Below are 26,692 nucleotides of genomic sequence, written 5' to 3'. Positions count from 1 at the left end.
CTTCTCGAAACACATGTGGCTTCTCGCGGTATGTAGGCTACAGGTTTACTTGTACTGCGCCTTCTGGAAGGACGCGCGGCGTGCCGCCTCCTCCGCATGCTTACCGGCAGGCTTGTACCCCATGGTCGTGCAGATCACGCGGCCGTCCACGAAGTACTTCGCCAACATTTCACGGTCCGCCGGCGAATCCAGCTGCGCCCAGCGTCCCTGCTCAATATTGAACGCAATCTGCGCCACCAAACAATCAATCTGGTGCTCATTCAGCGAATAGTCGTGCTTGCGGCCGCCGGGGAGCAGAATCTCCAGCGTCCACTGGCTCGCGTCCTTCGGGTTCAGCTTGATAGCGTCCGGGTTCTTCGGGTACACACGGAATGCGCGAACCTCAGAGTAGGGGCGGGACTTCGCCGGAAGGAGCAGACGCCCAGCCTGGAACGAATCCGGGTTGTACAGCACGTAATCGCGGCTACGCATCAGCAATATGATAATCAGCAGAACGCCCGCCGCCAGCAAGAACCAGGATGCGTGACCGATATAGATCGCTTCCCAATCCTCGTCAATGCTCCAGCCAGCCAGCGAAACTAAGAAGACCGAGGCGAGCAGGAACGCAATACCACCGAGGATCCAGTAGGCGGTGCGGTTGTCACGAATCGGCTCCACGCCCGGCACCGTGCCGCGTACACGGAACGGTGCGCTCAGCTTACCCAGCGTCGCCGAGTAGATGCGCGGCATGCCCAGCACACGGTCATCCTTGCTGTATCCGCGAACTGCACGCCACTGACGGCGGCCAATACGCGCACCCAGATACACCATGAGGAACGGCAGAAGCAGCGCCGGCAGTACAACGCCGTCATACACGATATCCCAGTACAGGCTGAAAGTGGAGACCGCCACAATCCAGCCCCACAGGTACATGACCACGTGGAACCAGCCGCTTATCACACCGGCGCCCTCAATAGAATCCAGCTTCTTCTTCGCCTTCTTCGTGGCGCTACCCTTGCGGGAGGAGCTCAGCGGCGCACCCATCGCGGTGCGTTCCGCGGTGGCGCGGCGCGCCTCATCAACGGGCGAGCCGGACACCTCAAGGTACAGTTCGGCTGCCTTCTCCTTCTTGATGGGCACCGGGTAGGCGATATCCACCAGCAGGCACAAGCCCAGGTACACCATGAAGGCGATCAGCCACACGTCGCGTAGCTGCTCCATAGGCAGTCCCAGAGCGCTCAGATCCATGAGCGGCTCACCTCCTTACGTCTCTCAAACCCTTACGCGGATGCGGCAGCAGCTGCGGCAGCCGGAAGAGCCGAGATGATACGGTCCATCGCCTCATCATTGTGGGCGGCAGAAACGAACCATGCCTCGAACGCGCTCGGCGGCAGGTACACGCCGGATTCGAGCATGGAGTGGAAGAACGCGTTGTAGCGGCTGGTTGCCGACGCCTTGATGTCGGCGTAGTTGTGCACGCCCGCCTCGGAGGTGCCAAACGCGACCGAGAAGAGGTTACCGGCGCTCTGGATGGAGTGGTCCACACCGGCGGCGTTGAACGCCTCGGTCAGAGCCTGCTGCAGCTGGGCGCTACGCGAATCCAGGTGCGCGTAGACCGCGGCATCAGCCAGGGTCAGGGTCGTAATACCCGCCGCAACCGACAGCGGGTTACCGGAGAGGGTACCCGCCTGGTAGACCGGACCGACCGGCGCCAGGTGCTCCATGACCTCACGCTTACCGGCCAGCGCCGCGATGGGCATACCGCCACCAATGACCTTGCCGAACGTGAAAATATCGGGAACCCAGCCGCCATCCTCGGGAGCCGCGTAACCCCAGTAACCAGCCGAAGACACACGGAAACCGGTCAGCACCTCATCAAAAATGACGAGCGCACCGTTCGCGTGAGCAATCTCGTGCAGGCCACGGTTGAAACCGGGCTCGGGGGTCACCACGCCCATGTTGCAGGGCGCCGCCTCAGTAATAATCGCGGCAATCTGACCCTCGTGGTTCGCGAACGCCTCACGTACAGCGTCCAGGTCGTTATAGGGCAGAACGATGGTCTCTGCGGCGGTTGCGGCAGTCACGCCAGCAGAACCCGGCAACGCCAGGGTAGCCACGCCCGAACCAGCCTCAGAGAGCAGCGCATCCACGTGACCGTGGTAGCAGCCCGCGAACTTAATAATCTTGTCGCGACCGGTCACACCACGCGCCAGACGAATCGCAGTCATGGTCGCCTCAGTACCGGTGGACACCATACGCACCTGATCAATAGCGCCAGGAATCACCGCGTTAATACGGTTGACCACCAGCTCAGCCAGCTCAGCCTCCGGCGCGCTCGCCGCACCAAAAGACAGGCCGCGCTCAGCCGCCTGCTGAACCGCCTCAACCACCTGCGGATGCGCATGACCCAGAATCGACGGGCCCCACGAGCAGACCAGGTCAACGTACTCGTTGCCGTCCGCATCGTACAGGTACGCGCCCTTAGCCTTCGCCGCAAACGCGGGGGTGCCGCCCACAGAATTGAAAGCACGCACCGGGGAATTCACACCACCGGGAATCACCGCGCGAGAACGCTCAAACAGCTTCTCGCTGGCTTCGTGGTGCAGCGGATGGGTAGAGGAAGGAGTCATCGTATCGGTGCCTTTCAAACGAGACGGCGAACTAAAGAATTACAAGGGACGACGTGCAACGGGCAACGGAGCCCGCACGCCACTAGCGTCCCGTACCCTAACCATCATAGGCGCTACAGATGAACCGCAGGTGACAAGCACCTGAACGTACCGAAAGGTGACGATAAAACACAACAGACAAGTTAGGGAACAGAGAGGATGCGCAACGCACTAACGCAGGTGCCGGTCGGTATCCAGGCGGTTCAGAACCTGGGTGTCCTGATCGAACAGCCAGTTCTTGTCGAAGATTAGACGCACGAAGGCCAGGCCCATACCCAACGCCATGAAAATCAGCAGGGACTGCACGAAACCGCTTGCCGCCGAGTACATGTCACCGCTAGCAAAATGCGACATCGAACGGTAGAACGGAACACCCGGAACCATCGTCACCACCGCCGGAACCGACAGGGAAATACGGGTGTACTTGCGCTGATGCAGCGGCGCCACAATCTCAGCCAAAATACCCACACCAAACACGGCAATCGTCGCCGCCATATGCGCGGGCATACCAGCCTCAACCATGTGAATACGGATGGGGTTCGCCACCGCAGCAATCACGCCACCCCACACGCACGCCACCGGGGATGCGGCGAAGAGCATCGCGAAGCCGGCCGCCGCAACACCCGAAGAAAGCACCTGCAGAAGCAAATACAGGGTCGGGTCAAGGTTAAGAGGCGCCGGGGCAGCCAGCGGCAAATGGAACAGCGAACCCAAAACCCACACCGCAAACGACGCACTCAGCAACAACAAACCCACATAGGTTAGACGCGAAATACCCGCCAAAAAGTCCATGCGGGAAATATCGAGCATGCCCGTCACCATGGGGAAACCGGGCACCAAGAACAGTACCGACGAAATAAAACCAATCATATGGTTCGGGCTAATCCAACCCGCCGCGACCAGCACATTAACAAGCGCAATGTACAGGCCCGCCGCCAGGAAGCCGCACGCCATCCACGTTGCCAAATGGCTCACCCCGCGCTTGAGCAGAGTCGAACGCAAAAACTGGCCGGCACCCGCCGCGAAGAACACCACCGTGCACTCCACCAGACCGCCACGGTTCAAGAACGCGAACCCGGCACACGCCACCGCCGACGCCAGCGCCAACATCCAGCGGGTGTACAGAGGCTTCGCCGAATCGATACGGTCCAGCTCGGCGTTCGCCTCCGCCGGAGTAATCTTTTCAGGAAGCTCAGAAATGAACTTACCCAACTGATCCAGCTTATGAGCGTTAATGCCCATCGTGCGCTGCTCAGCCACCTCAGTACGGAAATTACCGTCAGTGTACGAAGAAGTCGAAATTTCGGTGAAGGTCACCTGCGCGTGATGCTCCTTCAACCCCACAGCCTTCGCCAAACGCGCCATCGACGCCTTAATACGGTATGCGCTCGCACCCGACTTCATCAGGATGCGACCCAGGCGGAGCACCACCTGCGACTGCGCCACCAGGTGCTCATGAGCCAGACGGGTAGACCCCAGATAAATACTGCGCGTATTAGTGTCAGGGTACGGCTCGGTAGTGCGGGGCTGATCATCCATGAGAGGCCTTCCGGGTCGTGCTATTCACGTGCTATTCGTGTAGGTATGGTTCCATATCTAGCATAGGGGAGAAGCCCAAACGGGGATAGTGTCAGCCCGTCAGTAAAAGAGAGGTGTTTGGGGATGCTGCCTAGGTTTTTAGCGGCGCAGGTTTAGCGGTGCAGTTTTATCGGCGCACAGGCCAGCGGCCGTCAATGACTTCAGATTCTTTACCCGGCTGCGTACGCAACCACGCCTGGAAGCTCGCCGCCTGCTCCGCCGCCCACTGAATTTGCTGCTCGTGCAGCTGGCGCGCATCCACGTTGAGAACTTGCGGGAACTGCTCGGTCAGCTTCACCAGCAGACGCTCCGCCGCCAGGGCATCATCAGCGGAGGTGTGCGCGTTCTCCAGGGAGACACCGTACTCGGCGGCAAGAACCTCAAGGGTGCGCTTGCCGCGCTTACGGGGAATCACGTGCTTATGCAGAACGTACGGGTCGAGCACCACACCCGGCGGCAGCTCACCGTTGGCAATATTGTGGCGCAGCATCTCGTGGTGCAGCACCGAAAAATCGTAGGCGGCATTGAACGCAATAATCGGCACACCATCAATATTGAGCGCACCAATCGCGCCGGCAAGCTCCCACACGACCTCGCGGGCGGGACGGCCGTGCTCACGCGCGTACTCAGTCGTAATACCGTGCACGGCGGCGGCACCGGCAGGAATCTCAACGCCGGGGTCAGCCAGCCACTCGCCACGGCGCACCACATTACCCTGAGGGTCCAGCAGGATCAGGGAAGCAGTCACGATGCGGGCGGTGGTGACGTCCACACCGGTGGTTTCAAGGTCAAAAGTGGCGCGCAGGCCGTTCATCCAGGTCATGCTATAAGACTAACCCAGCGGCGGTGCAGGCGCGCGCCCGGTCGTCACGCGGCTGTGGATAAGCTTTTCGGCGAGGCGGCATATTAAGTCACCGAGGCGGCACATAAGTAGCCGACGAGCCCACAAGACCACCGACAAAGTACAACCGCGCTACAGCCGATAGACTGAAACCATGACAACCCAACTTCTCACCGGCATCCCGGGAACCGGTAAAACCCACCACCTCACCGAACGCGCCCTGCGCTACCTCGCCGACGGGAACGACCCCGCCCGCCTGCTCATCCTCGCACCCACCCGCACCGCCGCGACCCGCATGCGAGACACCATCGCCGCATCCAGCGACCGCAGCCTCTCCGTAGCGCCCACCCGCGCCTGGGCCGCATACGCCTTCGACCTGCTCAAACGAGCCCAAACCCGCGGGCTACTCAGCGGCGTAGAAGGCAACCTCAAACTCCTCTCCGGCCCCGAACAAGACGTCATCATCGGCGAACTACTCGCCAACCACGCCGAAGGCATCGCCCCCGGACCCGCCTGGCCCGACGTACTCCGCGACGCCCTCGCAACCCGCGGATTCCGCCACGAAATCCGCGACTTCTTCGACCGCATGGCAGAATACGACCTCACCGCCGAAAATGTACACGCCCTCGCCACCGAACACAACCAGCCCGCCTGGCACGCCCTCGCCCAACTACACACCGAATACCGTGCCGTGCGAGCCCTCCGCGCCAAAAACGCCTACGACCCGGCAGTACTCATCAACGACGCCTGCCGGCTACTGCTGCGCGCCCCCGAATTCCTCGCCGAAGAACGCCGCCGCTACGACCTGATCCTCATCGACGACGTGCAGGAACTCAGCCCCTCCATCTACCGACTGTTGCGCCTCATCGCCGCAGAAGTTGCCCCCGCAGACGCCGCGCACCTGACCGAAACCCACCCCGACCTCTTCGCTGAAGGCCCCCAGGTTGTCATGACCTACAGCGACGAAGCCGTGGTCCAGGGCTTCCGTGGCGCCCGCCCCGACCTCGTCACCACCCTGCAGGCAAGCTTCCCGAGCATGCGTACCCGCACGCTCACCACCTCGTACCGCCTGCCCGCACTCATGATGCCGCTCGTGGCGGATATTCGCCGCCGCCTGCCGCGCTACACCCGGTTCGTGCCGCTCACCGCTGAACAGGATAGGGCGAAGAATGGCGTGCAGGAGGGGGTAAAGAACGGTGCGCCCGCAACCTTCGGACGCATCAACACCACCCCCGCCGACGAAGCCCTCACCTGGGGCGCCGCCGACGAACCGCTGCTGCACCTGGGCGCCGACGGCAAAATCCTCGACCCCGCGCACTACCGCACCGCACCCGTAGGAGTGTATAAGTATGCGCTCTCCAGCTCTCAGGACGAGGCGAACCTCATTGCCCAAATGCTGCTCGAAGAACGCATCTACGGCAACCACCCCTACCGCGAGTCCGCCATCATCGTGCGTAGCAGTGCGGACGTGGCGCGCATCCGCCGCGTGCTCTCCTCGAACGGTATTCCCTCGCGTACCTCCGCGGCACTCGTGCCGGTGCGCGACGAGCCCGCCGTACGCCCCTTCCTGGACGCGCTCAGTCTGCTCGTCTACGCCCGCAAGCGCGGCGAGAAGGCACTCAATCCCGCCGTGCACATGCCCGCCGCAGAAGGTGTGGAGTCGGGGGAGCGTGGCGGCTACGAGGCCCTCAGCGCAACCGAAGCTGAAGAACTCATGCGCCGAAGCCTCGATGACGTCATCGCCGAAGAAAGCCGCGCCAACCCCCTCGGCGGCGCGCAGAGCGCCATCACCCTGCTCACCTCCCGACTCGGTGGCGCATCCAGCATGGACGTGCGACGACTCCGCCAGCAACTACGATCCATCGAACTGCAAAGCGGTGGCCACCGCCCCAGCGACGACCTGCTCCTCGGCGCCCTGCTACACCCCGAAACCCTCCCCGAAGAGGGCGTAGGACGCGCCGTGCACCGCATCGCAGCCGTGCTCTCCGCCGGACGTAAAGCACTCGCCCGGCCCGAATCCACCAGCACCGAAGTACTCTGGGCGCTCTGGGAAGCCAGCGGCCTCGAAAAAACCTGGGTTACCCAGTCGCGTGGTGCAGGCCCCGACGCCGACGCAGCCCACCGAAACCTCGACGCCATGATCGGTCTCTTCGAAGCCGCCGACCGATTCGACGAGCAGATGCGTGGCGCCGGTGCCGAGCAGTTCCTCGACTTCATCGACGCGCAGGACCTGCCCATGGACACCCTCGCCGCCCGCGGCGTACGCCAAGACGCGGTCGAGATTCTCACCCCCGCACTCGCCGCCGGTCAGTCCTGGCGCACCGTATATGTATGCGGTCTGCAGGAAGGCACCTGGCCCAACACCACCGTGCGCGGCTCCCTGCTGAGCACCGGCGACCTTACGGACCTGTGCGATGCGCGCCTCCGCCAGCGCGCACAGCAGGCAGAACAGCAGGCAAGGGAGGGCGAGCAGCCTGTGCCACCCGCGCGCATCCGTAGCTACCCCGAACGCGTGCGCGACACCCGCCACGACGAGCTACGCATGTTTGCCGTTGCCGCCACCCGAGCCAGCACCCGCCTCGTGCTCACCGCCGTACGCAATGACGATCAGGCACCCGGCGAGTTCTTCGACTTTGTGCTGCCCACCGACGCGGTCGGCGACTCCACGGACGTGCCGATCACCCGCGTGCGCCGCCCCGCAACCCTGCGTTCCCTCGTGGCGGAGCTTCGCCGCACCCTCGTTGAGGAATCGATGAATGCGATGCGTGCCGAAGACGCCCAGCAGGAGGACACACAGCAGAACGGCGCACCAATGCACAACGCACCGGAGGAAGAGGCGCTCACCCCGGAGGCTTCCGCGTACCGACTCGATGCCGCCTCCCGCACTCTGGCGCGCCTGGCGAATGCGCAGGCGCCCGGTGCCGCACCCGACGAGTGGTGGGGCCTGCTGCCGCTTTCTAGCACGGAGCTGCTCTTTGCGCACCGCCTGACAGACCACGCTGAGCTGGACGAAAACCACGGTGAAGACGGCGAAGAACAGGCTGAAAACCCTGCAGAAAGTCCCGGCCGCCGCACGATTACGCTCTCGCCCTCGCGCCTGGAAACCATTCACAGCTCCCCGCTGGACTGGCTGGTTTCCGCCGCCCGCGCAGAAGCCCAGACCGACCTGTCCCGCTCCCTCGGAACGCTCGTGCACGCCATCGCCGAGGAGTACCCGACCGGCACCCTCGAAGAGCTCCAAACCGCCCTTGACGAGCGCATTAGCTCCCTCGGCGTGCCCGCCCGCAAGGACGATGAGACCGACGAAGAGTACCGCGAGCGCGTGCCCTGGGAATCCTACGCCCTCTACGAGCGCGCCAAGCGCATGATTCTGCGCCTGAGCTACTACTACCGTCAGCACATGGGTGACGCCGGCTGGCAGAACCTCGGTGTTGAAGGCTCCTTCGCGGTGCGTGTGCCCGTGCCCTTCGACCCCGCCGGTGAGGTTGGCGAGCTGGATGCGCTACTCACCGGTCGTGTGGACCGCCTCGAGGGTACCGCCCCGGCGGAGGACGGCACCCGCCGCTACGCCATTGTTGACCTGAAAACCGGTAAGTCTAAGCCGACCGGCTCGGAGATGGAGACGCATCCGCAGCTTGCCGCCTACCAGATTGCGGTGGAGGCTGGCGCGGGTGAGCAGCTGGAGGAGCGTTACCGCGCCGAAGCCGCCGCCCTGGAGGCGGGTGAACCGCTACCGGATGCCCGCCCCCAGGAGCTGGAGTACACCGGCTACACGGGTCAGTCCGCAGGCGCGGCGCTCGTGCAGTTGGGCGCCTCGGGCGTGAACGATGAGAGCAAGACTCGTCTGCAGGTTCAGCCGGCTCTGACGGAGCACGATTCGTGGGCGGCTGAGCTGGTGCAGCACGCCGCGGAGCTGATTGCTGGCTCGCAGGTGCAGGCTCGTCACCGTGAGGGCGGCTATGGGTGCCGTCTGCCGGAAATCTGCCCGATTTGTACGCGCGGCCGTCAGGTGACTCAGCCCTAGTAGCCGCGTACCCTACGTTTACTTTCGATATCACTCACCCCGAACCTCCCATGAGAATGATCCATGAGGAAGAGGAATCATGACTGACTCTGGCGCATATAGCGCTGATATGCAGGGCGCTACTAACCCCGGCGCCCACCCCGGTCCTGGCACCGGCATGCTCACCCCCGCCCAGTGGTGCGAGCACAATAGCTGGCAGCTGCCCAACGGCGTGCTCTTCTCTGCTGAAGCCGCCGCGAACGACCCCGCGCTGAAGCCTGCCGGCTACCGCAGTGCCCTCGACATTGCCGAGATGCTCAACGGCGCCGACGGTAAGAAGCCGACCCCCGAGCAGGTCCGCATGATTGAGGCGGGCCCCGCCCCGACCCTCGTCATTGCGGGCGCCGGTTCGGGTAAGACCGCGACCATGGTCGACCGCGTGATTTGGCTGGTCGATAACGGTTTTGTGCGCCCTGAAGAGGTGCTTGGCGTGACCTTCACCCGCAAGGCGGCAACCGAGCTGCGCAGCCGTATGCGCGCCGGTCTGAACACTCTGCGCCGTAGCCGCCGCGTCGCCCCGACCGATGAGGAGCTGCGCGAAGGTATCGCTGACCCGACCGTGCTCACCTACCACTCCTACGCGAATAACCTCGTCAAGGAGTACGGTCTGCGCCTGGGCGTGGAGCAGGACGCGCAGATGCTCGGCGATGCGCAGAAGTGGCAGCTTGCCGCGCAGATTGTGCAGTACTGGGAGGGGGAGCTTCCCCTCGATAAGGACGGCGTGCCGGTGTCTGCGGCGACCATGATTAACCAGATGCTGCAGCTCTCTGACGAGTGCGCGGAGCACCTGGTGGAGCCGCAACAGGTTATTGACTTCTGCACCGAGCAGTTGGCGGCGTACGCGGCGGTGCCCGAGCCTCGCCGTGAGACGAAGACTGAGAAGGACATCCTGAAGGTTCAGCGTCTGCTGCGTAACCGCCGAGTGTACGCGCGCATGGTGATGAGCTATGCCCGCGTGAAGGCGCGTATGCAGGTGCTGGATTTTGGTGACCTGATGCGTTTTGCCGCCCGCATTGCGGAGGCTGACCCGGCGATTCGCGAGGGTGAGCGTGCCCGCTTCAAGGTGGTTCTGCTGGACGAGTTCCAGGACACTTCGCACGCGCAGATGAGCTTGTTCTCCTCGATTTACGGTGCCGATGAGGCGGCGGGTATTCCGGCGCATCCGGTGATGGCTGTGGGTGACCCGAAGCAGTCTATTTACGGTTTCCGTGGCGCTTCGGACGGTCAGATGTTCAGCTTCTACCGTCATTTCCCAACCAAGCATGTGCGGCCGCTGTTCCTGTCCATTGCGTGGCGTAACGACATTTCGGTGCTGAACGCGGCGAACCACGTGGCGGAAAAGCTGAAGGAGGTTCCCGAGTGGGTGCGTGCCGCCGACGGTGATATTACCGCCGCTCAGGTTCCTGACCTGCGCCCGCGCTGCGCCCTGGTGGGCGAGCCCGGTTCGCCCGCTTTTGAGCAGGCTGCCGCGGGCATGGTGGGCCGCGTCGATTTGACGTACCACGACTCTGACCGCGAGGAGGCTGTGGCTATTGCCGAACGTATTGCGGCGATGCGTGCGCAGGCGGTGCGCGAGTATGAGCGCGCCTACGCGGCGCATCGTTCCGGTGATGGTTCGGTGCGTCCGCGTCTGAAGATGCCTGAGATTGCGGTGTTGGCACGTGTGCACGGTCAGCTGGACCCGATTCGTGTGGAGTGCGAGCGTCTGGGCATTCCGGTGCAGCAGGTGGGTTTGGGCGGTTTGCTTTCCCAGCCGGAGGTTGTGGATTTGGTGTCGGCGTTGCGTGTGCTGGCTGATCCGAACCGTTCGGATGCTCTGGCGCGCCTGCTGACGGGTGCGCGTTGGCGTTTGGGCGCGGCGGATATGTTGGCGCTGGGTGATTGGGCTCAGTCGCTGGTGCGTGAGCGTGAGCGTGCCCTGCGTGAGCAGATGGCGTTGCGTATGCTCGCCGAGGCTGAAGACGCCGACGATGCAGCGGCTATCAACCTGCAGGCAGAGCACCTGCGCGCCGCCCAGGAGCGCCTGGACGAAACCCTCAAGGGTGCGGTGGAGGATTCCTCCGGCTACGCCTCCCTGATCGAGGCGGTGGAGAACCTGCCGCAGGACGGCGCGGACGGCGAACCCCTCTACGGTGAGCAGTACCGCGGCCGCCGTTTCTCCCCGGCGGCGCTGGAGCGTCTGCGTGCTTTTGCCGAGCAGATGCGCGTGCTGCGTGCCGGTTTGAGCGAGGACTTGGGCACGCTGCTGTACGAGATTGAGCGGACCATGCTGCTGGATATTGAGCTGGCGGTTCGCCCTGGTACCGACCCGCTGGGTTCACGCGCGAACCTGGACGCTTTCCACGAGGTGGCCGCCGCCTACGGCATGTCGGCGCCTCGTATTAACGCGATGATTTACGCCGGTTCTGACGGCGTGAGCGCGGAGGAAGGCGACCCGGGTGCGCGCCGCTTCCTGCTATCTTCGGGCGGCGTGAGCTACGTGATGGGCTTCCTCGCGTGGCTTGAACGTGCCGATGACGAGGAGAAAGGCCTGGCGCTGGGCGCTGTGGAACCTGACCCGAACGCGGTGCAGCTGATGACCATGCACGCGGCGAAGGGCCTGGAATGGGATCACGTGCTTCTGCCGGGCCTGTGCGGTAGCGCGACCGGCGGGCAGACCCCGAACCTGTGGCAGATGTCGGCTAATGCGGCTCTGCCCTGGCCGCTGCGTGGCGACCGCGAGTACCTTCCCTCGATCCTTGAGACCCCGGAGGAGATTACCTCCTTCGAGAAGGCGAAGGACCTTGAAGACTACCTGGCCGAGCATAAGGATGATGCCGCCGAGCATGCCGGCATGGAGGACCGCCGCCTCATGTACGTGGCGATGACCCGTGCCCGTAACCTGCTGGCGATGAGCGCCTACCGCTGGAAGAGCGCCGCCGCAACACCCCAGCCGGTGCAGCCCTTCTGGGAGGAGCTGATGGAGATGCTTTTCAAGTCGCTCTTTGACATGGGCACCCCCACGGTAGATGCGCCCTCTGTGCGCCTCCCGGAGACGATGGATGCGCCCTGGGCGGCACCTCAGCTGGTGGGCATGGGCCTGTCCTACACGATGCCGAACCCCGCCGACAAGCGCAAAAAGGTGCACCTGAACCATGTGCGTTGCTGGGCTGAGCAGCTGGCTGAGTCGAAGTACCGCCTGACCGAGCCGGTCACCCTGGTGCACGGCACGGTCGTGGATCCCTCGAACCTGCCGCCCGCCCCCGATGAGGCGGCACTGCTGGAAGAGCTGGAACTCTACCCCGTAGACGCCGACGAGCTCACCCCCGTACAGGCGGAGGCGCGCGCGAATGCTCGGGCAACCTACGCCGAGCAGGTGCAACGCTACGCGTGGGCGCTGGTTGAGGCCATGGCTCCTGCCCTCGCGCAGGATTGGCAGCTGGCGGCTCCTTCCGTACGAGCACGCACGGTGGCGGAGAACTGTACCCGCCTGAACCTGCCGGTGCCCGAATGGATTATCGAAGCCACCGAGCGGGAGAAATGGCGTGAGGCGCAACCGCCTCAGCCCGGTTTCTCGCCTACGGTAGCGGCGGCACTACCGATTGAGGTGCGCGGCCAGTTCGCCCAGAAGAACTACGAGGACAGGAACCCGAACATGGGTGCGGTGCTGACCGCCATGTGGCCTTTTGACCCGCTGGAGCGCCCCGTGATTTGGCGTTGGGCTTCTGACGATGCCCTCAACCGGGGCACGGAGGCGGTGCTTCGCCGCGGCCAGCATGAGCAGCTGGAACGTGAGATTGCGATCAACTCCTCGAGCCGTCGCGAGGCGGTGGAGCGTGCCGCCCTGGCGGTGGAGCTTGCCGTCGGCGCGGGGGAGGATAATCTGCACCAGAGCGGGGATGCAGCGGGGGAGAGCGCAAGCCACCTTGCACCCGTCGAACCCGCTGCATCCGCTGTACACGGCGAGTCCGCTATTCCCGAATCCCTGCGTCAGCAGGCGGTGGACTGGGAACGCGAAGCCGACCTGCTACTGCTCATGATGGGTCAGACCGACCCGGTGCTGAGCGATCAGCTGCCGGGGCACCTGTCCGCATCCACGTTCATTCGCCTGAGCGAGGACCCGCAGGGCACGGTGCATCAGCTGATGCGCCCTGTGCCTCAGCGTCCCTCGCGGGCGGCAACGATTGGTACGGCGGTGCACGCGCTGATTGAGGAGCACTTCGGTGTCGCGCCGAGCGCCGACCCGCTGGAGGCACCCGACGCGGAGGACACGGTGGGCGTTGACCTGCCTGGTTCTACTGCCGCCTCAGCCGCCTCCACCTCCACCTCGCCCGCTGAGCCTGCAGACCCCTCTGAATCTGCAGATTCCGCTGACCTGCAGGAACAGGACGAGTTCACCTTCGAGGACGCCTTCGAGGAGTCCGAGAGCGAACTGGATGCTTCCGTCCAGCGTCTCTGGGAGCGCTTCGCCACCAGCGAGTGGGGTAGCGACGAGTGGAAGGACCGCATCTGGGCGGTCGAGTACCCGGTCGAAACCCACATCGAGGGCGTAAGCCTGCGCGGCCGTATCGACGCGGTATTCCGCACCGAAGACGAGGACGGCGAACGCTGGGTTCTGGTGGACTGGAAGAGCGGTTCCCGCCCGAAGGCTGCCTCGATGCAGTCGCGGCGTTTCCAGCTGGGCCTGTACCGCATCGCATTCTCCCGCATCATGGGTGTGGACCCGGAGCGCATCAGCACCGTGTTCGTGTACCTGGGCGGCAAGGGCGTTGCGGAGGTGTGGGATCACCAGATTCGCGGCGGCCTGCCCACGGAGGCGCAGCTGGCGAAGGTGATCCGCGAAGCGCGCAAGGGCTAAATAGCAGGGGTAGATAGCATGCGCTCGCGCGTTAGCTTGAGCTATTAACCGCATATAGAAAAGCAGCTCACGGAGGCATTGCGCCTCGTGAGCTGCTTTTCTGTATGGACTTCTGCGGTTAATGGCAGAGAACGCCTCTTCACCCCACTGCATTAGGGTGATGAGGCGTCCTCAGCCGCTGAAGAACTATAGAGGTACTTCGTGCCTCGCACGCTCCGGGAAAGAATCGCGCCGAACGACTGCCGCTCTCGCGGCCTCACTCGCGCCGCCGGCGCCCCGTGGGGTTTGCGTGCGTCTTTACTCTCAAACACAACCTCGAAAGTAACTCTATAGATTTCTGCCATCGGTGATTGGTTGCGCGGTGCATGAATCCGGCTCGGGCCTGACATGACCGGTCAGGGTCCCGCCCAATCTGTCTCCCCACTTTATCGCTGCCACGATATCAGCGCTGGTCAGTGCGCTATGGGGAGTGTGTCCGCTGGTTTTCTCGCGGCACAGCAAAAGTATTCCAGGAGTTTTTGAAAAAATCTACAGGGTAAGTTTTTACCCTAAAATGCACTATTTTGAGCATAGTTCAAGGTGAAGTTGAGGCTCTGTGGACTCCCGAGGTCAAAAGTTGGTTCATGTGGGTTTGTGGCGTATTTGTGCCCGGGAAATATTGTGAATGGCACCTTTAGCGCACCTTCAAGTCTCAGCCTTAATCTGAGTCATTCATGCACAAAAATGCAAAACTGGTGCTCAAAAGGTGAGGGGAAACACTTAAAGAAATTTTGGTAAAAAGCCCACTAAAGCCCCTCCACTAGCCCTTATAGGCATCATCCCGTCGGTTTGACAGACAGTCAGGAGAGCTGGTTTCACCGGGTGCGAGGCAGCGGACATACAACCCAGCGGATATACAACCCAGTAGATACAGTTCAGCCCCGCAGTGCAGTACTGCGGGGCTGAACTGAAAACCTAGCTGAACCGAAAACCTAGCTGAACTGAAAAACCTATGCGGCAGGTGACACCCTGGCTGACAACAACCTGGCGGCTACTTACCTTATGAGCTTCCTCGGCGGGACCGGCCAATATCTATTCGGCGGGGCCGACCAGCGGGCCGACCTCCTCCTGTCCGAGTAGTTCTCCGGAGGCACGTAGGTCGTCCTGAATGTCCAGGAGCATGGACACGGCGTGGGTTGCGCCGTCGCGGTCACCAACCTCCACGGTGTGGGTGAGCCACTGGGCAATCGCGAACTCTGCGTAGAAGTTCGCGCGTTGCGCCAGGTAGGCGTCGGGCAGCTGAGGCATCTGCTGGCGGTACACCTCGATGGCCTCGTCGGTGAAGTCGATGTCCTGGCAGGAGTACAGCCACGCGAAGTCCTGCGCGGGGTCGCCCACGTGCACCTCGGACCAGCCGGTGACCTCCACGATGCGCGCCTCCGTAGGAGTCACGTGCAGTACGAGGTTCTCTGCGCCCATGTCGCCGTGGACCACACGCGGGCGGAACTGCCACATGGGGCCGGGGGAGAGCACAGCACGCCAGTGCGCGAGCAGGTCGGCGGGCACCTTACCGGTTGCGGCGGCACGCTCCAGCTCGGCGTTCTTGCGCAGACGAATCTGCTCCGAAGAGTAGGAGGGCAGATCAGCTTCGTAAATAATGTCTTCGGGCATCACGTGCAGGGTCGCGATGTCCTTGGCAATGATGGATGCCAGGGAGGGGCGGTTCGCCGCAACTTCGCGGCGGCTCAGCTCGGCGAGCTGGTCCACGTCGTAGATGGTGCCGGGGATGTGCGTGTACACGAACACGTTGCCGCCCGCGTAGGGTACGGTGCCGGCGACGGTGGGTACGGCGAAGGGCAGTCGTGCGCGCAGGCCGGGGCTGAACGACTGCAGGATGAGGTGTTCAGCTTCCAGACGCATGCTGGCGTCGGGGCGGCGCGGGGCGCGCACTCGCCAGCGGCGACCGGTGGAGTCGGCGATGATTGCCGAGTCGAAGTCGTCGCTGTCTTCGCGAACCGGTTCGGCACCGACGGGGTAAATCCCGGGCACTCCGGCGGAGACAATGGCTGCTAGCTGAAGGGGAGATAAAGTCACGGGTTAAGGTTACCAAACCAATGTGTGCCGTTTAGTAGTTTTTGGGATCTTTATGCCAAGTGGTGAAGATACTTGTGGACAAGCCTAAACGTGCTCGCTTGCGCAGCTCGTTGAGCTTCTACTTGCCCACTCCAAAAGAGGCGGGTTCCTCACGCCCTGAATGAAAGCAGCAGCTAAGAAGCCGCGGCGGGTCTGGAGAACACAGTCTGGGAGAATACAATGGAAGACCGGCTATCACCGCCTCGCGCACCCGCATACACACATGTCCGTATGCCCGCGCGAGCGCACGCCGCCTGCCCGTACCGCCCGCCTTACTGATGGAGCATTATGACCGCCACACCTCAGCAGCCTCAGCATATGATCTCCGCAGACGATATCCTCGCCGGGCTTGACCCGGATCAGCGTGCGGTCGCCACCGAGCTGGACGGCCCCATGCGCGTGCTGGCGGGTGCCGGTACCGGTAAGACCCGCGCGATTACGCACCGCATCGCCTACGGTATTGCGATTGGTCGCTACCAGGGCCCGCGCGTGCTCGCCCTGACCTTCACCCTGCGTGCGGCGGAGGAGATGCGTACCCGCCTGCACCAGCTGGGTGCGCACGGTGTGCAGGCGCGTACCTTTCACTCGGCGGCGTTGCGTCAGCTGGCGTATTTCTGGCCGCAGGTGGTGGGCGGTACGTTCCCGTCCATCGTGCAGAATAAGGCGACTCTCATTACGGAGGCGGCGAACCGTCTGCGCATCAGCACGGACCGTTCCCTGCTGCGTGATTTGGCGTCGCTGATTGAGTGGGCGAAGGTTCAGCTGCTCACCCCGGACACCATCATGCAGCGTCTGAGTGAGAAGCAGCTGCCCTCGGCGGTTACCCCGCAGAATATGCAGCGTATTTTCCAGGCGTATGAGGATTTGAAGGATGAGCGTAACCTCATCGATTTTGAGGACGTGCTGCTGCTGACCATCGCCATGCTGGAGGAGGATGAGAAGCTCGCCGCGACTGTCCGCAACCAGTACCGCCATTTTGTGGTGGACGAGTACCAGGACGTCTCCCCGCTGCAGCAGCGTCTGCTGGATGTGTGGCTGGGTTGCCGCGACGATATTTGCGTGGTGGGCGATGCCTCCCAGACGATTTACTCTTTTACCGGTGCGACCAGCCGTTACCTGCTGGATTTTGCGCGCCGGTACCGTGGCGCGCACACGGTGAAACTGACCCGCGATTACCGTTCCCATTCGCAGGTGGTGGAGTTGGCGAACCGCCTGTTGGCGGCGCGTCGTCCGCATCCGGATTCGAGCCCGCATTCGTGGGCGCCGCCGCTGGAGTTGATGTCTCAGCGCGGCCCCGGCGTGGATGTGGAGTGGTTCGGCTATGCCGACGATGAGCAGGAGGCCGCCGGCATTGCCGAGGATATCCGCGACCTGATTGAGAAGGACGGCGTGCCGCCTTCGGAGATTGCGGTGCTGTTCCGCACGAACGCGCAGTCGGCGGCGATTGAGTCTGCGCTGGCTGCCGCCCACATTCCGTACCAGCTGCGCGGCGCGGAGCGTTTCTTTGAACGCCCCGAGGTCAAGCAGGCGATGCTTGCCTTGCGCGGTTCGGCGAAGTCCACGGACGGTACCGAGGACGTCACCCGCTACACCCGCGATGTTCTCGGCGGCTTGGGTTTTAAGGAGGAAGGCCCGCTCACAGGCGGTGCCACCCGCCAGAAGTGGGAGTCCCTCGCCGCCCTGGTGCACATGGTGGACATGATGGCGCAGCACCGCCAAGAGCAGCTTCAGGAGCACCGCGCGAACCCGCGCCCGGGTGTGCCCGAGCCGCTACCTTTGACCATGCACGAGGTGGTGGCGACCCTGAACCACCGTAGCGAATTCAACGACGCACCGCAGGTCAACGGCGTCACCCTCGCCTCCCTGCACGCGGCTAAGGGTCTGGAGTGGGAGGCTGTGTTCCTGTGCGGCCTGAATGAGGGCCTCATGCCCATTACTTTTGCGACCACCCCGGACGAGGTGGATGAGGAGCGCCGCCTGCTGTACGTGGGCATTACGCGCGCCCGCAAGTACCTGTGGCTGACCTGGACGATGACCCGCACCGTGGGTGGTCGCGGTCAGCGTAAGCGTTCGCGTTTCCTGGACGATATTGATCCGGCGAAGCGCCGCCGCAGGACTGAGAGCGCCGGCTCGTCGTATAGCCAGCCCCGCCGTTCGTCGAAGGGAAGAGGAGATTATGGCTCAGCGTTTTAAGCGTGAAATTCTGCCCGCCACCGAGGATCGCCCGCAGATTGAGCTGGTCCGCTCGGCGCGCCGCACCCGCACCATCAGCATGCAGCGCGACGGGGAGGATGCGCACGGCAACCCCGCCTACCGCCTGCTCATTCCCGCCGCGAGCACGAGCGAAGAGATTGACGAGCATATTGCCCGCCTGCTGCCGCGCATTCAGCGTCGTGCCGCCCGCCGTGAACGTGCCACGCAGCTGACGGTCACGGACGAGTACCTGCGCTCCCGCGCCCTGCACCTGGCGCAGAAGCACCTGCCGGAGCTGGTTGCCTCGGGCAGGCTGGAGAAGCTGTCGATTCGCTGGGTGAGCAACCAGCGTCAGCGCTGGGGCTCGGCAACCTACGCGAACACGCAGATCCGCATCTCCTCGGAGCTGCAGGGCGTACCGGAGTACGTGCTGGATTCGGTGATTCACCACGAGCTCTGCCACCTGCTGCAGCCGAATCATTCGGCGGCGTTCCGTGCCCTGGAGGCGCGTTACCCGCAGCTGCTGCGGGCGCAGGCCTACCTGGAGGGGTACGCGCTGGGGCGCTCGCGGGCTGAGGGCGAACGGGGCGAGCACGGCGAAAACAGCGCCGGCTAAAAATCTCTCCGGCTAAAATCCAACCGGCTAACGCGCTTCCCGAAAATCAAAGAATCAAAAACCAAACGAAACACTCGAGCGGGGGTGACTTGTACATTCACAAGCCACCCCCGCTCGAGTGTCAGCTATTTACTTTCGCCGCTCAGCTTTACTTCGCTCAGCTTTACTTTTCTTCGGGCGCGTTGCCGAAGCCGCCGTCCAGCAGCTTCTGCAGCTCCGAGTCGAAGTCCACGTCGTCCAGGCTGATTTCGTTCATGCGCGCATCGTATGCGGTGAAGTCTTCCAGCTCGGCGGGGGTGGGCAGGGTCTCCGGGGTGTCCCAGAGGCCGTCGCGTGCCTCAATGCCGTGGGATTCTTCGTACCAGCGCCAGAACTGCTGTGCTTCACGCACCAGGCGCGGGCGCAGTTCCAGGCCGACCAGGTTCTCGAAGACCTGCTCGCTGGGGCCGCCGTCGATGCGGCGGCGCGCCATGATTTCGGTCAGCTGCGGTGCCTTGGGCAGGTTGCGGGTCGCGTCCTCGGTTACGACGGATACCCAGCCTTCGATGAGGGCGAGCAGACCCTCCAGACGCTGTACCGCCAGTTCCTGGTCTTCGGTGCGCTGGGGGCTGAACATGCCGCCTTCGAATGCTTCCTGTACTGCGTCGGGGTTGCTCATATCCACCTGGGATGCGGCGTCCTGCATGCGGTTCATGTCCACGCGGATGCCGCGGGCGTAGCGCGCCACGAGCTGGACCAGGTCTTCGCGCAGCCAGGGGTTTGCCTTGTGCAGGCGGATCAGCGCGGATTCACGCACAGCAAGGTAGAGCAGAACCTCCTGCGGGGGCACCTCGATGCTGTCGGCGAGCTGCTGGTAGCCGTTGGGCAGCAGCGCGGAGGAGCCGGGCGCGAGGGGGAAGCCCACGTCGGTGGAGGAGTACACCTCACCGGCGAGCTGCGCGAGTGCCTGCGCCATCTGCGCACCAAAAATCACGGAACCAATGTTGTTCAAGAAGCCGCTGTTGAGAATCTGCGAGATCTCTTCGGGCACGTCTTCGGGTGCGCCGGGCATGACCATGGACTGGGTGACTTCGGCTGCGACCGGCTCGACCATTTCGCGCCAGGAGTCGAAGGAATGCTCCACCCATTCCGCCTTGGACCATGCCTGCACCGGGTAGTTGTGGCGCTCAATGATAGTCACCGCGTCCAGCCAGAGGTCGGCGAGGTTCGCCGCGTCTTCTACGGCGCGCTTGAGGTTTTCGGGTACGGAGGGGTCTTCACCCTTGGAGGCGAGCATCTGGCGGGTCTGGTTCTTCACGCTATCCCAGTTCACACCGCTGGGGCTGTCGGATGCGCCCGCGCCGGAGAACATTGCCTGCACCTGCGCGAACATGCTCTGCATCATGGCGGGGTCAAAGCTCATGCCCATGTTCTTCAGGTCTTCGGGGTCGATGCTGATGCCGAAGGGGTTCTGGCCGCCTTCGCCGAAGAGCGCGCTGAAGGGGTTCTGCGCGTTGGAGGAGGCGCCCTTGCCGCCCTGGCCGGTTGCCCCTGCGGAGGGGTCGAAGCCCTGCTCCTGCATCTTCTTAATGAATTCTTCGAGGGGGTCGCGCTCGTTGGAGGCGCCGCCGGTGGGGTTCTCAGACATGTAGAAGCCTTTCGTAATCCGGGGGTGGGCGCAGCTGGCCCGCTCGCTGTCCAGCCTACCGATTTTTGCTGAGAATTTCCCGTGCCACCGCTGTGGAAGCGGGTTAATCAGCTAAGGGCTCACAAGCTTGTCTTTGGGGCCGGGGTTTGGGAGTTTTTTTCGTGCCGCTGTCACCGTGCGGTGCTGATAAAGCGCGGTGCGGGTCGGAACGTAAACGCCTCCTGGGGCTCTATTTTTAGCGGGGTAACGGTGCCCGCCCGCGTGTTGAAAAGCAGGTTTATCCGGTACTGTAGAAACCATGACTAAGTCCACCCCTGATGCTGAGCAGCAGTCGAACGCCGCCTCCGCGAGCGTGAAGAGTAATGAGAAGGCGGCTAAGCGCCGTTCGCGTTTTGCGCCGCGCCGCGTGAACTTGCGTTCGGTGAGCGCTGTGGCGACGTGCGCCCTGCTGGCTGGTGCTTTTGTTCTGCCCAGTTCCTATGTGAAGGAGGGCCCCGGCCCGCTCTTTGACGTGCTCGGAACCTATCAGGAGAAGGACGTCATTGAGGTTTCTGGCGCGCCCAGCTATAAGACGTTCGGCAAGATGAACATGACCACGGTGTCGGTTTCGGGCGGCCCGTACACGGAGCTGTCCGGCGCGGAGGCGTTCTACGGCTGGTTGGCGTTTGACGGTAACCGCAGCCTCGTGGTGCCGACCGATGCCCTGTACCCGCACGTGAGCCATGAGCAGGCGACGGCGGCGACCGGCGCGCAGATGGCTGATTCGCAGACTCAGGCGAAGGTCGCGGCGATGCGCCAGCTGAAGATGGCGGTGACTGAGAAGGTTCAGGTGCTTTCCACGGTGGAGGGTTCCCCGGCGGCGAGCGTGCTGAAGGCTGATGACCGCATCGTGAAGGTGGGGGAGAAGCAGATTGAGACCCTCACCGATGTTCCGAAGGCGGTAAACGCCTCGAACGGTTCGCCGATTGATGTGACCGTGGAACGTGGCGGCAAGCAGCAGACGTTTAAGCTGACCCCGGTTCGTGCCAGTGACGATAGCCGCTGGATTCTGGGCGCGGGTTTGAAGCAGAGCTATGACCTGCCGGCACACGTGCAGTACAACCTGGACGGTGTGGGCGGCCCGAGTGCCGGTCTGATGCTGGCGCTGGGCACGGTCGATAAGCTCAGCGAGGGTACCCTGCTCGCCGATGAGGACGCCGGAGGCGACCCGTACCGCAGCTACATTTCGGGTACCGGCACGATTGATTCGAACGGTAAGGTCGGCGCAATTGGCGGCATTAAGTACAAGATTTTGGCGACGGGTCGTTACGGTGCGCGCTACTTCTTGGCGCCTAAGGAGAACTGCGATTCGATTGTGAAGATGCAGGCGCAGGACCCTGACCTGTTCAACTACTATCACGCCGGTCAGGTGCGCGGCACGATGGTGGTTGTGCCGGTGTCGACCCTGGATGAGGCGGTGAAGACGGTGGAGGCGATTAAGTCCGGCACCCCGGATGATTCTCTACCCCGTTGCGGTCCCTAACATAACGTTTCTCTCCGCAAGGTTCTCACCCGTATAGCGTAGAAGTCAGCCCCGGTACTTTACGGTACCGGGGCTGTTCTGCGCCCTCCTTACCTCTTTTATCTGCTGTATTTCGCCCCGAGCTTCTACGAGGTTCTGCCCTTCCGCGTTACCTCTGAGATACTTAAAGGCAGTTATTTTCTCTGAACGTATGATGAGCGAGGAATTGTGTCTGAGTCGACCAATAACACCGCGCATCCCAAGCCGACGAATCCTGCCCCCAAGCGCCGTAGCCCCCTGAAGGCAACGATTGCTGTGGTGGCGGTGCTCATTGCTGCTTTTGTGGGTGCGTCCCAGGTGTACACGGACTGGCTGTGGTTTGATCAGCTGGGTTATAGCACCGTGTTCACTACCCAGATTTTGTTGAAGGCAGCCGTGTTTGTGGTGGCTGCCGTGGTGATTGCTGTGCCGCTGTGGGCTTCGATGTCCTACGCGGTCCGTCATGCTGATGTGGCGCCGGCGTCCGAGAAGAAGCCGCAGGAGGCGCCGAACCCGAATCAGAGCGTGCCGACGAGCGGCACGGATGCTGCCGAGCAGATGCTGCGTGACGTGTTTGGTCAGCAGCGTGCTGAGGAGAGCATGCGTCGCTACCACGAGAGCGTGGATAAGGCGCGTAAGGTTCTCCTGATTGCGGTTCCGCTGCTGTTGGGTCTGTTCATTGCTTCGGCGACGATGACTCAGTGGAGCACCGTCGCGCTGTTCTTCAACCAGCAGTCCTTCGGTAAGACTGATCCGGAGTTCGGTCTGGATTACGGTTTCTTCCTGTTTGCGTTGCCGTTCTTCCGCATGGTGGTGACTCTGGTGACCTCCGCTGTGGTGCTGTCGGCGCTCGCGGGCCTGTTCATGCACTACTTCTACGGCGGTATTAAGGTGCAGCCCGGTGGTGTGAGTACCACGTCGGCATTCCGCCGTCACGCTGCGATTGTGGTGGCTGTGTTCTTGCTGACTCGTGCGGTGAGCTTCTGGTTGGACCGCTATTCGTCGACTCAGCAGCAGGTGGGCCGTTGGGCTGGCGCAATGTACACGGACGTGAACTCGTCGATTCCGGTGAACGCTATTTTGGCGATTTCTGCTCTGCTGGTGGCTGTCATGTTTGTGGTGGCTGCTTCGATGAATCGTTGGCGTCTGCCGCTGATTAGCACCGCGATGCTGGTGATTGTTGCTGTGGTTGCTGGCGGCCTGTACCCGTGGATTGTTCAGCGTTTCCAGGTGGTTCCGAATGAGCAGGGTGCTCAGTCGAAGTTCATTCAGCGCAATATTGATGCGACCCGTTACGCGTACGGTCTGGACAAGATTGAGACCACTCCGTATGACGCGACGATTGATACCCGTGCCGGTGCGTTGAGCTCTTCGAGCGCGACCATTGCGAATATCCGTCTGCTGGATCCGAATGTTGTGTCCTCGGCGTTTGCGCAGATGCAGCAGTTCCGCCCGTACTACCGTTTTGATTCGCAGCTGTCGGTGGACCGCTATTCGGTGGGTAACACCACGCAGGATACGGTGCTGGCGGCTCGTGAGCTGAACCCGGCGCAGACCAGCGGCGATTCTTGGTATAACCGCCACGTGGTGTACACCCACGGTTACGGTGTGATTGCCGCCTATGGTAACCAGGTGGATTCTGCGGGTAACCCGAAGTTCTTGCAGTCCGGTATTAAGGCGACCGGTACCCTGAGCGAGGATTACGAGCCGCGTATTTACTTCGGCACGAGCTCGCCGGAGTATTCGATTGTGGGCGGTAAGGGTGACACCCTGGAGCTGGACCGTCCGCTTTCTGCTGACGAAACCAACGCCTCCGATGCGAAGTACACCTTCACCGGTTACGGTGGTCCTCGCGTTGATTCGCTGCTGGCTCGCCTGTCCTACGCGATTAAGTTCCAGTCCTCTGACATTCTGCTGTCGGATGCGGTGCGTGAGGGCTCGCAGATTCTGTACGAACGTAACCCGCTGGATCGTGTGCGTAAGGTGGCGCCGTACCTGAGCGTGGATTCTAAGCCGTACCCGGCGATTGTGAATAATCGCGTGCAGTGGATTGTGGATGCTTACACCACGAGCGATCAGTTCCCCTACGCGCAGGGTAGCTCCCAGGATGCGGCAACCGCTGCGGGTGCTCAGCGTTCTAACTCGGTGAACTACATCCGTAACTCGGTGAAGGCTACCGTGGACGCGTACGACGGTTCGGTGACCCTGTACGCGTGGGATGAGGAGGATCCGGTGCTGAAGGCATGGCAGGGCGTTTTCCCTGGCACGGTGAAGAGCTACCGTGAGATGAACGCTTCGCTGATGAGCCACGTGCGTTACCCGACTGACATGTTCAATATTCAGCGCACCATGCTGAATAAGTACCACGTGACGAACGCGAATAGCTTCTACGCCGGTGACGATGTCTGGTCGATTCCGAACGACCCGACTAATGATCGTAACCAGCCGATTTCGCCCTACTACCTGTCCCTGCAGATGCCTGGTGATTCTCGTGCGCACTTCTCGTTGACGACCACGTTCATTCCTCAGCAGAGCGATTCGAACTCTCGTAACGTGATGTACGGCTTCCTTGCCGCTAATGGTGATGCCGGTACCGGTAAGGACGGCGAGCGTAGCGCCGACTACGGCAAGCTGCGTCTGCTGGAGTTGCCGCGTTCTTCGGTGGTTCCGGGCCCGGGCCAGGCTCAGAATATTTTCAACTCTGATGCTGAGGTGTCGAACCAGCTGAACCTGCTACGCCGCGGTTCCTCTGAGGTTATTAACGGCAATATGCTGACTCTGCCGGTGGGCGGCGGCATGCTGTACGTTCAGCCGGTGTACGTGCAGTCGAGCGGTGACGCTAAGTACCCGCGTCTGCAGCGTGTGCTGGTGAGCTTCGGCGATAAGGTCGGTTTCGCTCCGACTCTGGAGGAGGCGCTGAACCAGGTGTTCGGTGGCTCTTCGGGCGCGAAGCTGGACGGTTCGGCGGCTAGCCCCTCGGCTTCGGCGTCTGGTTCTTCGGGTACCTCGGGTGCTTCGACCGGAGGTTCTTCGGCTTCGCAGTCTTCGGAGCTGAAGCAGGCTCTCAACGATGCCTCGAAGGCGATGACCGATGCTGATGCGGCGATGAAGAAGGGCGACTGGGCTGCCTACGGTGAGGCTCAGAAGCGTCTGGAAGCAGCCGTGAAGAAGGCTCTGGAGGCTGAGGAGGCGCAGAGCGCGGCTTCCGCTAAGGCTTCGGCAGCGCCCAGTGCCTCTGCGGCTCCGAGCGCCTCTGCAGCTCCCAGTGCCGCGGCTTCTGCAAGCGCCCCCGCAAGCGCGAAGCCCAGCGCCAGCGCCTCGGCTTCTCGCTAAGACTAAGAGGCTAAGCCTAAGAGACAGCGGGGGAGTAGCCCATACCGGATGCTCATGGGTCTAGCGTCCTCGCTCTAGATCCGGGGCCTGCACTGGATACGGCTCCTACCGACTAGCTCTAGCGGTCTCTGCGGGAACATCTCTGCGGGAACGGGGTGGAAGTGATTCACTTCCACCCCGTTCCTGTATGTTCTACCCCTGGCACTGCCCCGTAGCCCCTATTCCTACCCAACTGCTTTCTACCCAACTGCTTTCTACCCAACAGCCCCTATTTTTGTGTGCTTGGTTACAAATCGCGTTTTTGGCTTGCATGCCCGGTTTGGGGTCTGTATAGTTGTATGAGTCGCCGCGGGGTGGAGCAGTTCGGTAGCTCGCCGGGCTCATAACCCGGAGGTCGCAGGTTCAAATCCTGTCCCCGCAACCAGAAAAACCCGGTATCTCAACGAAAAGTCGCTGAGATACCGGGTTTTGTTTTGCCCTGACGAGACCGAATCCCTATGTTATTCCCTACCTTTCAGCCAAACTCAGGCCCGTCGTCGAGGTGGGGGGAGGGGGGACTATCACCCAACATCGAGGACTATCATCCAACGCCCCTTCGGGGCGTATGACTATCTTCGCTCGTGCATGATCTCGTGGGAGGGAGGTTGCAGAGGAGGATTTTCACCGCCTAATCGGCGTTGATACCGGCTGTTTACCGCCTGAAAATGCAAAAGCGGTATAGCATTTTCCCTCGTATCTCAACCGAATCCCAACCCTTTACCGCCTAAAACCGAAAACTTTTATATATACACACGCATATGTAGGAAGATGAACACTCGCGTGTACACTTTTTAGAAATTAGGCGGTAGAGGCGGCAACACACTATGTTTTGACTGATATACCAACGTTTTCGATATACCGCTTAGCCTCAAACAGGCGGTAACTAAGCGGGTGAGTGAAAGAGTAGCGTCCCGCATAGTGGTGTAACTGTGTGGTGATCGGCCCGTTGCTTGTGATGGGTGCGGTCACCGTGTGATCCTTCGAGAAAGCTCTCTACTTCTGACTCGAAACGATTTGGAGGCACAACGATGACCGCTCCTCATATTATCGACCCTGCTGGCCTGCTTGGCGAGGCGTTGTCCCAGGCATCCCCAGATTTGATGCGTTCCTTGCTCCAGCACGTCATTAACGCGTTGCTATCAGCGGACGCTGATGCGGTGTGCGGGGCCCAGTGGGGCCAACAAGACCCGCAGCGTCACACCCAGCGCAATGGGTATCGCTACCGGCCCCTGGATACCAGGGTCGGCACCATTGACGTGGCGATC

The 26,692-nt window shown here is 62.3% G+C and carries 13 protein-coding genes and 1 tRNA gene; 8 read left to right on the top strand and 6 right to left on the bottom strand.

Annotation, left to right across the window (positions count from 1 at the left end; genetic code table 11):
- Nucleotides 1-45: 45 nt before the first annotated feature.
- The 4 genes from HMPREF3055_RS01565 to HMPREF3055_RS01550 all read right to left on the bottom strand — a co-directional run bounded on the left by HMPREF3055_RS01565 (nucleotide 46) and on the right by HMPREF3055_RS01550 (nucleotide 5,049).
- Nucleotides 46-1,227 (bottom strand): sugar dehydrogenase, encoded by a 1,182-nt coding sequence (locus HMPREF3055_RS01565; RefSeq protein ID WP_070737554.1) that lies wholly within the window; start codon nucleotides 1,225-1,227, stop codon nucleotides 46-48.
- Nucleotides 1,228-1,259: 32 nt separating this feature from the next.
- Complete coding sequence (gene hemL / locus HMPREF3055_RS01560; RefSeq protein ID WP_070737551.1) at nucleotides 1,260-2,609, bottom strand: glutamate-1-semialdehyde 2,1-aminomutase; 1,350 nt, start codon at nucleotides 2,607-2,609, stop codon at nucleotides 1,260-1,262.
- A 210-nt stretch (nucleotides 2,610-2,819) separates the two neighbouring features.
- Nucleotides 2,820-4,187, bottom strand: coding sequence for a threonine/serine exporter family protein (locus HMPREF3055_RS01555; protein WP_070737548.1), 1,368 nt, complete (start codon nucleotides 4,185-4,187; stop codon nucleotides 2,820-2,822).
- Between the two features lie 166 nt (nucleotides 4,188-4,353).
- The gene (locus HMPREF3055_RS01550; protein WP_070737546.1) at nucleotides 4,354-5,049 is read right to left on the bottom strand and encodes a 3'-5' exonuclease; all 696 of its coding nucleotides are present in this window, start codon (nucleotides 5,047-5,049) and stop codon (nucleotides 4,354-4,356) included.
- Between the two features lie 172 nt (nucleotides 5,050-5,221).
- Between HMPREF3055_RS01550 and HMPREF3055_RS01545 the strand changes: the two genes are divergently transcribed.
- Complete coding sequence (locus tag HMPREF3055_RS01545; protein WP_070737544.1) at nucleotides 5,222-9,091, top strand: UrvD/REP family ATP-dependent DNA helicase; 3,870 nt, start codon at nucleotides 5,222-5,224, stop codon at nucleotides 9,089-9,091.
- 79 nt (nucleotides 9,092-9,170) lie between these two features.
- Nucleotides 9,171-13,967, top strand: a complete 4,797-nt coding sequence (locus HMPREF3055_RS01540) for an ATP-dependent DNA helicase (protein WP_070737543.1) — start codon at nucleotides 9,171-9,173, stop codon at nucleotides 13,965-13,967.
- A gap of 1,071 nt (nucleotides 13,968-15,038) precedes the next feature.
- Here HMPREF3055_RS01540 and HMPREF3055_RS01535 read toward each other — a convergent pair.
- Nucleotides 15,039-16,040: a phosphotransferase gene (locus HMPREF3055_RS01535; protein WP_005505306.1), complete on the bottom strand. Its 1,002-nt coding sequence runs from the start codon at nucleotides 16,038-16,040 to the stop codon at nucleotides 15,039-15,041.
- A gap of 327 nt (nucleotides 16,041-16,367) precedes the next feature.
- Between HMPREF3055_RS01535 and HMPREF3055_RS01530 the strand changes: the two genes are divergently transcribed.
- Nucleotides 16,368-18,272 (top strand): ATP-dependent helicase, encoded by a 1,905-nt coding sequence (locus HMPREF3055_RS01530; protein ID WP_070737541.1) that lies wholly within the window; start codon nucleotides 16,368-16,370, stop codon nucleotides 18,270-18,272.
- Complete coding sequence (locus HMPREF3055_RS01525; protein ID WP_083317998.1) at nucleotides 18,256-18,888, top strand: M48 metallopeptidase family protein; 633 nt, start codon at nucleotides 18,256-18,258, stop codon at nucleotides 18,886-18,888. The genes HMPREF3055_RS01530 and HMPREF3055_RS01525 overlap by 17 nt, the downstream gene beginning before the upstream one ends.
- A gap of 163 nt (nucleotides 18,889-19,051) precedes the next feature.
- Here the strand turns inward: HMPREF3055_RS01525 and HMPREF3055_RS01520 are convergent, their stop codons facing one another.
- Complete coding sequence (locus tag HMPREF3055_RS01520; RefSeq protein WP_070737539.1) at nucleotides 19,052-20,515, bottom strand: zinc-dependent metalloprotease; 1,464 nt, start codon at nucleotides 20,513-20,515, stop codon at nucleotides 19,052-19,054.
- 298 nt (nucleotides 20,516-20,813) lie between these two features.
- On the opposite strand from HMPREF3055_RS01520, the gene HMPREF3055_RS01515 reads away from it, so the two are divergent.
- The 4 genes from HMPREF3055_RS01515 to HMPREF3055_RS01500 all read left to right on the top strand — a co-directional run.
- Nucleotides 20,814-22,037: a YlbL family protein gene (locus tag HMPREF3055_RS01515; RefSeq protein WP_070737536.1), complete on the top strand. Its 1,224-nt coding sequence runs from the start codon at nucleotides 20,814-20,816 to the stop codon at nucleotides 22,035-22,037.
- A gap of 207 nt (nucleotides 22,038-22,244) precedes the next feature.
- The gene (locus HMPREF3055_RS01510; protein ID WP_070737533.1) at nucleotides 22,245-25,388 is read left to right on the top strand and encodes a UPF0182 family membrane protein; all 3,144 of its coding nucleotides are present in this window, start codon (nucleotides 22,245-22,247) and stop codon (nucleotides 25,386-25,388) included.
- A 347-nt stretch (nucleotides 25,389-25,735) separates the two neighbouring features.
- A tRNA-Met gene (locus HMPREF3055_RS01505) sits at nucleotides 25,736-25,812 on the top strand.
- A 643-nt stretch (nucleotides 25,813-26,455) separates the two neighbouring features.
- Nucleotides 26,456-26,692: transposase (locus tag HMPREF3055_RS01500; protein WP_210399373.1), on the top strand; the 237-nt coding region annotated here is incomplete at its 3' end.

Origin of the sequence: Rothia sp. HMSC061C12, from assembly GCF_001815755.1 — a bacterium.
Classification (GTDB): Bacteria; Actinomycetota; Actinomycetes; order Actinomycetales; family Micrococcaceae; genus Rothia; species Rothia mucilaginosa.
Note: the sequence above shows the minus strand (reverse complement) of the source record. Positions and strands in the feature narration are given on the sequence as shown.

Bases quoted from the DNA above. Each gene is read 5' to 3' on its own strand.
- HMPREF3055_RS01565 (WP_070737554.1), bottom strand. From the start codon at position 1,227: ATGGATCTGAGCGCTCTGGGACTGCCTATGGAGCAGCTACGCGACGTG.
- hemL (WP_070737551.1), bottom strand. From the start codon at position 2,609: ATGACTCCTTCCTCTACCCATCCGCTGCACCACGAAGCCAGCGAGAAG.
- HMPREF3055_RS01555 (WP_070737548.1), bottom strand. From the start codon at position 4,187: ATGGATGATCAGCCCCGCACTACCGAGCCGTACCCTGACACTAATACG.
- HMPREF3055_RS01550 (WP_070737546.1), bottom strand. From the start codon at position 5,049: ATGACCTGGATGAACGGCCTGCGCGCCACTTTTGACCTTGAAACCACC.
- HMPREF3055_RS01545 (WP_070737544.1), top strand. From the start codon at position 5,222: ATGACAACCCAACTTCTCACCGGCATCCCGGGAACCGGTAAAACCCAC.
- HMPREF3055_RS01540 (WP_070737543.1), top strand. From the start codon at position 9,171: ATGACTGACTCTGGCGCATATAGCGCTGATATGCAGGGCGCTACTAAC.
- HMPREF3055_RS01530 (WP_070737541.1), top strand. From the start codon at position 16,368: ATGACCGCCACACCTCAGCAGCCTCAGCATATGATCTCCGCAGACGAT.
- HMPREF3055_RS01525 (WP_083317998.1), top strand. From the start codon at position 18,256: ATGGCTCAGCGTTTTAAGCGTGAAATTCTGCCCGCCACCGAGGATCGC.
- HMPREF3055_RS01520 (WP_070737539.1), bottom strand. From the start codon at position 20,515: ATGTCTGAGAACCCCACCGGCGGCGCCTCCAACGAGCGCGACCCCCTC.
- HMPREF3055_RS01515 (WP_070737536.1), top strand. From the start codon at position 20,814: ATGACTAAGTCCACCCCTGATGCTGAGCAGCAGTCGAACGCCGCCTCC.